The following is a 9,749-nucleotide window of genomic DNA, read 5'->3' on the forward strand; positions in this document are numbered from 1 at the left end:
AAAGCCATTATGAGGTGTTTAAATGGATAGTAAGATGATAGAGTGTAAAAATGTAGTTTATAAGTATGAAGATAGCAATGAAAATAAATTTATAATAGCTGTAGATGATGTTTCTTTTAGTATAGACAAAGGAGAATTCGTGGTTATACTAGGTAGAAATGGCTCAGGTAAATCTACTATGGCTAAACATATGAATGCTCTACTTGTCCCAACAGAAGGAAAGGTCTATGTTGATAAAATGGACACTTTAGATGAAGAAAATACTTGGAACATTAGAAATAAGGCAGGTATGGTTTTTCAAAATCCAGATAATCAAATTGTAGCTACTATAGTAGAAGAAGATGTGGCTTTTGGACCAGAAAATTTAGGTGTTGAGCCTAAAGAGATACGAACAAGAGTAGAAAACTCCTTGAAAAGAGTAAAGATGTTTGAATATAAAAAACATGCACCACATTTATTATCAGGAGGACAAAAGCAAAGAGTAGCAATTGCAGGGGTATTAGCTATGATGCCAGAGTGTATAGTTTTTGATGAGCCTACTGCTATGCTAGATCCATCAGGAAGAAAAGAAGTAATAAATACTATAAAAGAACTAAATGATGAATATGGAATAACTATAGTATTGATAACACACTATATGGAAGAAGCTGTAGAAGCGGATAGAGTTATAGTTATGGATACAGGTAAACTAGTTATGGAAGGAAATCCTAGAGAAATATTTAGCAATGTTAAAGCTATGAAAAGAATAGGATTAGACGTTCCACAAGTAACTGAACTAGCTTATGAATTAAAAAAAGAAGGAATTAATATAAATTCAGATATATTAACAATAGATGAGATGGTGAATGAATTATGTCGATTAAAATAGAAAATTTAACTCATGTATATATGCAAGAAACTCCATTTGAGAAAAAAGCCATAGATGATGTAAACCTAGAAATAAAAAATGGAGAATTTATAGCATTAATAGGACATACAGGTTCAGGGAAGTCAACTCTTATTCAACATATAAATGGATTATTAAAACCTCATAGTGGTAGAATAATAATTGATGATATTGATATTACAAAAAAAGAAGTTAAAATGAGTGAAATAAGAAAGAAAGTGGGATTGGTATTCCAGTATCCAGAATATCAACTTTTTGAGGAAACCATAGAAAAAGATATAGCTTTTGGTCCTAAAAATCTTAATTTAAGTGAAGAAGAAATAAATAAAAGAATAAAAAGAGCAATGAATATAGTAGGTTTAGACTATGAAAAATATAGAGATAAATCTCCTTTTGAACTAAGTGGAGGACAAAAAAGAAGGGTTGCAATTGCAGGTGTGGTAGCAATGGAACCTGAGGTTTTAATATTAGATGAGCCTACTGCAGGATTAGATCCAAAGGGAAGAGATGAAATATTAGGGGAAATTAAGGACTTGCATAAAGAGTATAACATGACCATAATTTTGGTGTCGCATAGTATGGAAGATGTAGCTAAATTAGCAACAAGAGTACTAGTTATGCATAAAGGAAAATGTATACTAGATGGAGAACCATCTCAAGTATTTAATGAAGTGGATACCTTAGAAAGTGTGGGGTTAGCTGCACCACAAGTAACTTATTTAATGAGAAGTTTAAAAGAAAAAGGTTTTAATATATCTGAAAATATATTTACTATAGAACAAGCTAAAAAAGAATTATTAAAAATTTTTAATAATAAAGCAACTAATTGTTAGGGGAGCATACAAATGATTAAAGATATAACATTAGGGCAGTACATACCTGGTGATTCCTTTATTCACAAATTAGACCCAAGAATTAAAATAATAATATCTCTAATATATATAATTAATTTATTTGTAATAAATAATTTTAAGGGATATGCATTAATTATAGCTTTTACAGCTACGGCTATATTAATATCCAAGGTTCCTTTTAAATTTATATATAGAGGGTTAAAACCAATATTTATAATGATTATAATTACAGCTTTATTGAATATATTCATGACTAGTGGCGGAGAAGTAATATTTCGATGGAAGTTTATAACCATATATGAAAAAGGTCTTCAATTAGCTATTTTTATGGTAATAAGATTGGTGTTATTAATCGTAGGAACATCACTTCTTACACTTACTACTTCACCAATAGAGCTTACAGATGGTATAGAAAAGCTATTAAATCCTTTAAAAAAAGTGGGAGTACCTGCTCACGAATTAGCTATGATGATGACTATTGCATTGAGATTTATACCTACTTTGATGGATGAAACAGATAAAATTATGAAAGCTCAAATGGCAAGAGGTGCAGATTTTGAGACGGGTAACATAGTAAAAAGAGCTAAAAGTTTAATTCCTATTCTAGTGCCACTCTTTATTAGTTCCTTTAGAAGGGCTGAAGAACTAGCTATGGCTATGGAAGCCAGGTGTTACAAAGGTGGAGAAGGAAGAACAAGAATGAAACAATTAAGATTAGAGGGACGAGACTTTATAGCTTGTTTAATCATGTCAATATTAGTAGTTATATCAATATGGAGTAGAATTTAGGGATGGCAAGAAATGTTAGACTAAAAGTCGAATATGATGGAACAAACTATTCAGGTTGGCAAAAACAAAAAGATAAAAATATAAAAACTATACAGAGTTCTATAGAAAAAGCAATAGAAGAAGCAACAAAAGAAGAGGTAGAGCTTATAGGTTCTAGTAGAACGGATGCAGGAGTTCATGCTCTAGCCTATACAGCTAATTTTAAAACTTGTAGTACTATACCAGGTGAAAAATTTAAACATGCATTAAATAGATTTTTACCAGAAGATATTGTAATATTAGAATCAGAAGAGGTACCAATGGAATTTCATTCAAGATTTGATTGCATAGGAAAAACTTATGTGTATAAAATTTTGAATAGGCCATTGTTTTCACCTATACAAAGAAATTATATTTATCATGTAAAAGACGAACTAGATATAAACTCTATGATAGAAGCTTCAAAGTTTCTAATAGGGACTCATGATTTTAATGCATTTAAGAAATCAGGTGGTAATCTGAAAACTACAGTGCGAACTATAACAAATATAAATATATTAAAGAGCAATGATATAGTAGAAATACATGTTTCTGGAGACGGATTCTTATATAATATGGTAAGAATAATATCAGGAACATTAATAGAAGTAGGTTTATCAAGAAGAAAACCTGAGGATATATCCATTATATTACAATCAAAAGATAGGTGTAAGGCTGGAATGTGTGCTCCGGCTAGAGGATTATACTTAAAAGAGCTTTTTTATAATTAGTTGAAGCAATCTGATTGACACACTAGGATGATTGTATTATAATATAAATGTTTTTATAATTAGCAAATAAGATCCACTAGCCCCGGATCTTTATGATAGAACGAATTTTCATGGAATAGTCAAGGAGGGAAAAAGATGAAATCATACATCGCGAAACCAGAAGAGGTTCAAAGAAAATGGTACGTTGTTGATGCAGAAGGAAAACCACTAGGAAGAGTGGCAAGTCAAGTTGCTCTAATTTTAAGAGGAAAGAATAAGCCTACATATACACCACATGTAGACACAGGAGACTACGTTGTTATTATAAATGCTGAAAAAGTAGTATTAACAGGTAAAAAATTAGATCAAAAGATGTTAAGACATCACTCATTATATCCAGGTGGATTAAAAGAAGTACCTTATAAGGAAGCTTTAGCTAAAAAACCAGAATTTGTTTTTGAAGAAGCGGTTAGAAGAATGCTTCCAAAGGGACCATTAGGAAGAAAAATGCTTAAAAAGTTAAAAGTTTACAGAGGTTCAGAACATAATAATGAAGCTCAAAACCCAGAAGTTTTAGAATTAAGATATTAATAAGACACCCGAGAGGAGGAGAAAAGTAAAATGGCAAAAGTTCAATATTATGGAACTGGAAGAAGAAAGAAATCTATTGCGAGAGTAAGACTTGTACCAGGCGAAGGAAAAGTATTAATAAATAAGAGAGATGAAGAAGAATATTTCGGACTAGAAACTTTAAGAGTTATAGTTAACCAACCACTAGTATTAACTGGAACAAAAGATAAATTTGATGTTTTAGTTAACGTATATGGTGGAGGACTTACAGGTCAAGCAGGTGCTATAAGACATGGTATCTCAAGAGCTTTATTAAAAGCTGATGAAAGCTTAAGACCAGAACTTAAAAAAGCTGGCTTCCTAACAAGAGACCCTAGAATGAAAGAAAGAAAGAAATATGGTCTTAAAAAGGCAAGAAGAGCTCCTCAATTTTCAAAGAGATAATTTTGTATACCAAAGAAGATGTACTATCACATCTTCTTTTTTTTATGCTTTTAAATAAATAAAATTAAGATTATTGGAAACAATAAAGTTGTCTATGGAGGTGGAAAATATGAAAAGAAAGAAAAAAATAATACCATATATCTTAATTTTAGTAGCTATATCTTTAATATTTACTACAGTATCTACTGTCTATACAAAAAAACAAGACAATAAAAAACAAATTGTTTTGATAGATCCAGGGCATGGAGGAATAGATGGAGGAGCCGTATCTAAAAATGGTACAATAGAAAAACATATAAATTTAAGTATTGGAATGAAGCTAAAAGATGAATTAACTAAATTAGGATATAAAGTAGTAATGACAAGAGAAGATGATGCAGGATTGTATAGTGATAAGGGAAGTGTTAGAGAAAAAAAAATAGAAGATCTAAATAAAAGATGTGATATGAGAAAGAAGAGTAAATGTGACATCTTTATAAGTATACATCTAAATACTTTCCCAGAAAGTAAATATTATGGTGCTCAGGTATGGTATTCCGATAGTGAAAAAAGTCAAAAGTTTGCTTCCATCATACAAGGAAACTTTAGGAAGTATATAGATGAAGAAAATAAAAGACAAGAAAAACCTGCTAAGGGACAATATAAGATATTAAGAAATGACAATGATGTTCCATCAGTAATTATAGAATGTGGGTTTATATCAAATCCAGAAGAGGAAGCAAAGCTAAAAGATGAAGGATATCAAAAGAAAATATCAGAAACAATAGCTAAATCAGTAGAGGATTATTTTAAAAAATAAATAGAATCATTTTTAGAACAATTCTAAATTGACATAAAAAATATTACGTGTAAAATGTTATATGGATGGTTTTATAAGAAAATTATAAAAAATATATAATTTATAAAAAAATATATTGATGTTATCCATTTGATGTGTTATCATTAATTTGGTTAATGGATTAGTCCATTAGTCAATTTAGAGTTGGTTAACTTTAGGAGTGATTGAAATACAAGTTAAAGTAGATAAAGGTAACAAAATTCCTTTATATTTACAACTTAAGAAACAAATAATGGATTTAGTAAAAGACGGTTCTTTAAAGGTAGGACATAAAATGCCTACAGAAAGAGAATTGTCAGAAGAATTAAAAATAAGTAGAAATACTGTTAGTATGGCATATAAAGAATTAGAAAAAGAAGATATACTAAAATCTTACCAAGGAAGAGGAACTTTCGTACTAGAAGAAGTAAAACTTTGGAAGAATGAAAATATAAAAGAGAAGATAAAAAAGTTTGTAGATTTAGCCTTTGAAGAATCTATAGAGGCAGGTATAGATGCAGATGAATTTTTAGAAATCGTTACAGAAAGAATAGAAGAAAAAAGAAGGCTTATGGATGACATAAAAGGCATATATATAGAGTGCAATATAGAACAATCAAAAGTTTTTGCAGAGCAGTTAAAAGATAGAACAGCTATAGATTTTTCTGCTATGACAGTAAACGATTTAAAATCTATGGATAGTAAATCACAAGAATTAATAAAAAATAGTCAAATTATAATAACTACATTTAATCATGTATATGAGGTGAGAAGTCTTTTAAGAGAGTATAATAAAAAGGTTTTGGGAGTAGCTATAACACCTAATCTTGAAACCATAGTTAAGATTGCAAGATTTCCCTTAGGTACAAGATTTTTGTTTGTTTGTATAACAAAAGAATTTAAATTTAAGTCGATGTCTGCCTTAGAAAATGCAGGTTTGGCTAATGTTAACATTACTTATACTAATTCATTTGAAAAAGATAAATTAAAGGACGAAGTTAGTAAATGTGATGTTGTTATAGCATCACCAGGAAGATATCATGATGTAGAGGAAATATCCAAAGGTAAAGAAATTATAAATTTTGCCTATAATCTAGACGATGGATCAGTAAAAGCTCTTAAATCTAAGTTGTTAGAAGTAAAATATTTAAAATAGTCACAAAGATGGACAAAGTTAAATATTTTTTTATATAAATTATTCTAGGAGGTTTTTTAAAATGGAAAAAAAGACTATAGTGCTTGGAGTTATTGGCTCAGATTGTCACGCAGTTGGTAACAAAATTTTAGATCATTCATTCACAGCTGCAGGATTTAATGTGGTTAATATCGGAGTATTATCTCCACAGGAAGACTTTATAAATGCAGCTATTGAAACAAAGGCGGATGCTATATTAGTTTCATCTCTGTATGGACAAGGAGAGATTGACTGTAAAGGCTTAAGACAAAAATGTGATGAAGCAGGATTAGAAGGTATACTTCTATATGTTGGTGGAAACATAGTTGTAGGAAAACAACATTGGCCAGATGTAGAAAAGAGATTCAAAGATATGGGATATGACAGAGTATATGCACCTGGAACACCACCAGAAGTTGGAATAGCTGATTTAAAAGAAGATCTTAATATAAAGTAATTTGAAAAATCTATTGTTTTGCTACTAAGTTATTAAGTAGCACTACTCAAAGAATTGGAGTTGATAAGAGTGGATGCTTATTTACTATTGGATTTTGGTAGCACCTATACAAAATTGACAGCGGTAGATATTGAAAATGAAGAGATACTTGCTACAGCTAAAGATATAACTACCATAGAAGATGATATAATGACAGGTTTTAATAAAGCATATGAAAAGCTTTCTAAACAATTAGAAGGAAAAGAAGTAAACTTTGTTAAAAAGTTAGCATGCTCATCTGCTGCTGGTGGATTAAAAATGATAGCTATAGGATTAGTGCCAGATCTTACAGCAGAAGCTGCTAAGAGAGCTGCTTTAGGAGCAGGGGCTAGAATACTTAATGTTTATAGTTATGAATTATCATCAAGAGAATTAGAAGAAATAAAGAATTCAAATTTAGATATAATATTATTAGCAGGTGGCACCGATGGTGGTAACAAAGAATGCATAATACATAATGCTAAGATGCTAGCTAAATACAATATAGATTTACCAATAGTTGTTGCTGGAAATAAAGCAGCAGCAGATACAGTTTCAGAGATATTAACAGACGCTAATATCTTCCACACAGTTACTGATAATGTAATGCCTAAACTTAATATATTAAATGTTGAACCTGCAAGGGAAGAAATTAGGCAAATTTTCATGAAAAGAATAGTGGAAGCAAAGGGAATGAGCAATGCTGAAGATTTTATAAATGGTATACTTATGCCAACACCAGCAGCAGTTCTTAAAGCAGCAAGAGTTTTATCAGAAGGAACTGATAAAGAAGATGGAATTGGAGATCTAGTTGTTGTGGATATAGGAGGAGCTACCACAGATATACATTCAATTGCAGATGGTGAACCTACTAAGCCAGGGGTAACCATGAGAGGACTTCAAGAACCTTTGGCAAAAAGGACAGTTGAAGGCGACCTAGGAATGAGATATTCAGCAGTATCTTTATTTGAAGCTGCAGGTACTAGAAAAATACAAAAATATTTATGTGATAAAAGTGTAAACATAGAAGAACGTTGCCAATTTAGGGCTAATAATATAAGAATGGTCCCAGAGAAAGAAGAAGATATTAAATTTGATGAAGTAATGGCTAAAGTGGCTACAGATATAGCAATGGAAAGGCATTCAGGATATGTAGAAAGTGCCTATACACCTATGGGAGTTGTATATACTCAAATAGGAAAAGATTTGCTACAAGTTAAGTCTGTAATTGGAACTGGGGGAGTTCTTGTGCATAGCGAGAATCCAGGAGATATATTAAAGGCAGGAACTTTTGATGTAGAGAATCCAGTATACTTAAAGCCACAAGATCCAGGATTTTATATAGATAAAACATATATTTTATCTTCTATGGGTCTTTTAGCAGAAGATTACCCTGAAAAAGCAATAAGAATAATGAAAAAGTATTTGGTTAGAGTTTGATAGGAGGGAAATACAGTGGAACTTAAAAATAAAAAATGGACAGAAGAAGAGTTTCATAAACAAAGAGAAGAGGTACTAAAACAGTGGCCAACAGGTAAAGACGTTGATTTACAAGAGGCTGTTGATTATTTAAAGAAAATACCAGCAGAAAAGAACTTTGCTGATAAATTAGTATTAGCTAAGAAAAAAGGAATAACTATGGCTCAACCAAGAGCTGGAGTTGCTCTATTAGATGAACATATAGAATTATTACAATACTTACAAAATGAAGGTGGAGCAGATTTCTTACCTTCAACAATTGATGCTTATACAAGACAAAATAGATATGACGAATGTGAAATTGGTATAAAAGAAAGTGAAAAAGCAGGAAGATCATTATTAAATGGTTTCCCAGGGGTTAACCATGGTGTTCAAGGTTGTAGAAAAGTTTTAGAAGCAGTTGAACTACCACTACAAATAAGACACGGTACTCCAGATGCAAGATTACTAGCTGAAATCATGACTGCTGGTGGATATACTTCAAACGAAGGAGGAGGTATCTCCTACAATATCCCATATGCAAAGAATGTTCCAATAGATAAATGTTTATTAGATTGGCAATATTGCGATAGACTTGTTGGTTTCTATGAAGAACAAGGGGTACACTTAAACAGAGAACCATTTGGACCATTAACAGGAACACTTGTACCACCATCAATGTCAAACGCAGTTGGAATTACAGAAGCATTACTTGCAGCAGAACAAGGTGTTAAGAATATAACAGTTGGATATGGTGAATGTGGAAACATGATCCAAGATATAGCTGCATTAAGATGTTTAGAAGAACAAACAAATGAATACTTAAAAGCTTATGGATACAATGATGTATTTGTAACTACAGTATTCCACCAATGGATGGGAGGATTCCCACAAGATGAATCAAAAGCATTTGGTGTTATAGTTACAGCTACTACTATAGCAGCTTTAGCAGGAGCTACAAAAGTTATAGTTAAAACTCCTCATGAAGCAATTGGTATACCAACAAAAGAAGCAAATGCTTCAGGAATAAAAGCTACAAAGATGGCTTTAAATATGTTAGAAGGACAAAGAATGCCAATGTCTAAGGAATTAGAAACTGAAATGGCTATAATCAAGGCTGAAACTAAATGTATCCTTGACAAAATGTTTGAATTAGGAAAGGGCGATTTAGCTGTAGGTACAGTTAAGGCATTTGAAACAGGAGTTATGGACATTCCATTTGGACCAAGTAAATACAATGCAGGTAAAATGATGCCAGTAAGAGACAATCTTGGATGCGTTAGATACTTAGAGTTTGGAAATATTCCATTTACTGAAGAAATAAAGAATTTCAATAGACAAAGATTACAAGAAAGAGCTAAATATGAAGGAAGAGATGTTAGCTTCCAAATGGTTATAGACGATATATTTGCAGTTGGAAAAGGAAGATTAATAGGAAGACCAGAATAATAAATTTTAGCTTTATATAAATAAGTTTATATCATGTTTGTTGCTGAATAGAAATATTCAGCAATAGACCTGTATAAAAATAAATATAAAATATTAAAATAAGAT

General features: G+C 31.1%; 11 protein-coding genes. All 11 read left to right on the forward strand.

Features of this window, described 5'->3' with window-relative positions:
* Positions 1-22: 22 nt before the first annotated feature.
* The 11 genes from B5D21_RS04865 (at position 23) to B5D21_RS04915 (ending at position 9,644) form a co-directional block, all read left to right on the forward strand.
* Positions 23-868 (forward strand): energy-coupling factor transporter ATPase, encoded by an 846-nt coding sequence (locus B5D21_RS04865; RefSeq protein ID WP_011100694.1) that lies wholly within the window; start codon positions 23-25, stop codon positions 866-868.
* Entirely contained in the window at positions 853-1,719 is an 867-nt protein-coding gene (locus tag B5D21_RS04870) for an energy-coupling factor transporter ATPase (RefSeq protein WP_011100693.1), read from the forward strand. The genes B5D21_RS04865 and B5D21_RS04870 overlap by 16 nt, the downstream gene beginning before the upstream one ends.
* A 12-nt stretch (positions 1,720-1,731) precedes the next feature.
* Positions 1,732-2,529 carry an energy-coupling factor transporter transmembrane component T family protein gene (locus tag B5D21_RS04875; RefSeq protein WP_011100692.1) on the forward strand — a complete coding sequence of 266 codons (798 nt, stop codon included), beginning with the start codon at positions 1,732-1,734 and terminating at the stop codon, positions 2,527-2,529.
* Between the two features lie 2 nt (positions 2,530-2,531).
* Positions 2,532-3,278: a tRNA pseudouridine(38-40) synthase TruA gene (truA, locus tag B5D21_RS04880; protein ID WP_011100691.1), complete on the forward strand. Its 747-nt coding sequence runs from the start codon at positions 2,532-2,534 to the stop codon at positions 3,276-3,278.
* 135 nt (positions 3,279-3,413) lie between these two features.
* Positions 3,414-3,848 (forward strand): 50S ribosomal protein L13, encoded by a 435-nt coding sequence (gene rplM, locus B5D21_RS04885; protein ID WP_011100690.1) that lies wholly within the window; start codon positions 3,414-3,416, stop codon positions 3,846-3,848.
* Between the two features lie 30 nt (positions 3,849-3,878).
* Positions 3,879-4,271: a 30S ribosomal protein S9 gene (rpsI, locus tag B5D21_RS04890; RefSeq protein WP_011100689.1), complete on the forward strand. Its 393-nt coding sequence runs from the start codon at positions 3,879-3,881 to the stop codon at positions 4,269-4,271.
* A 109-nt stretch (positions 4,272-4,380) separates the two neighbouring features.
* On the forward strand, positions 4,381-5,070 hold the full coding sequence (gene cwlD, locus B5D21_RS04895; RefSeq protein ID WP_414646517.1) for an N-acetylmuramoyl-L-alanine amidase CwlD: 690 nt from the start codon (positions 4,381-4,383) through the stop codon (positions 5,068-5,070).
* 199 nt (positions 5,071-5,269) lie between these two features.
* The gene (locus B5D21_RS04900; RefSeq protein WP_035111529.1) at positions 5,270-6,244 is read left to right on the forward strand and encodes a GntR family transcriptional regulator; all 975 of its coding nucleotides are present in this window, start codon (positions 5,270-5,272) and stop codon (positions 6,242-6,244) included.
* Between the two features lie 61 nt (positions 6,245-6,305).
* Entirely contained in the window at positions 6,306-6,719 is a 414-nt protein-coding gene (mamA, locus tag B5D21_RS04905; protein WP_011100686.1) for a methylaspartate mutase subunit S, read from the forward strand.
* A 69-nt stretch (positions 6,720-6,788) separates the two neighbouring features.
* On the forward strand, positions 6,789-8,177 hold the full coding sequence (gene glmL / locus B5D21_RS04910; protein ID WP_035111532.1) for a methylaspartate mutase accessory protein GlmL: 1,389 nt from the start codon (positions 6,789-6,791) through the stop codon (positions 8,175-8,177).
* Positions 8,178-8,192: 15 nt separating this feature from the next.
* On the forward strand, positions 8,193-9,644 hold the full coding sequence (locus B5D21_RS04915; RefSeq protein WP_011100684.1) for a methylaspartate mutase subunit E: 1,452 nt from the start codon (positions 8,193-8,195) through the stop codon (positions 9,642-9,644).
* Positions 9,645-9,749 lie beyond the last annotated feature (105 nt).

The sequence above is a fragment of the Clostridium tetani genome (assembly GCF_900167265.1).
In the GTDB taxonomy this organism is placed as follows: Bacteria; Bacillota; Clostridia; order Clostridiales; family Clostridiaceae; genus Clostridium_G; species Clostridium_G tetani.

Bases quoted from the DNA above. Each gene is read 5' to 3' on its own strand.
- B5D21_RS04865 (WP_011100694.1), top strand. From the start codon at position 23: ATGGATAGTAAGATGATAGAGTGTAAAAATGTAGTTTATAAGTATGAA.
- B5D21_RS04870 (WP_011100693.1), top strand. From the start codon at position 853: ATGTCGATTAAAATAGAAAATTTAACTCATGTATATATGCAAGAAACT.
- B5D21_RS04875 (WP_011100692.1), top strand. From the start codon at position 1,732: ATGATTAAAGATATAACATTAGGGCAGTACATACCTGGTGATTCCTTT.
- truA (WP_011100691.1), top strand. From the start codon at position 2,532: ATGGCAAGAAATGTTAGACTAAAAGTCGAATATGATGGAACAAACTAT.
- rplM (WP_011100690.1), top strand. From the start codon at position 3,414: ATGAAATCATACATCGCGAAACCAGAAGAGGTTCAAAGAAAATGGTAC.
- rpsI (WP_011100689.1), top strand. From the start codon at position 3,879: ATGGCAAAAGTTCAATATTATGGAACTGGAAGAAGAAAGAAATCTATT.
- cwlD (WP_414646517.1), top strand. From the start codon at position 4,381: ATGAAAAGAAAGAAAAAAATAATACCATATATCTTAATTTTAGTAGCT.
- mamA (WP_011100686.1), top strand. From the start codon at position 6,306: ATGGAAAAAAAGACTATAGTGCTTGGAGTTATTGGCTCAGATTGTCAC.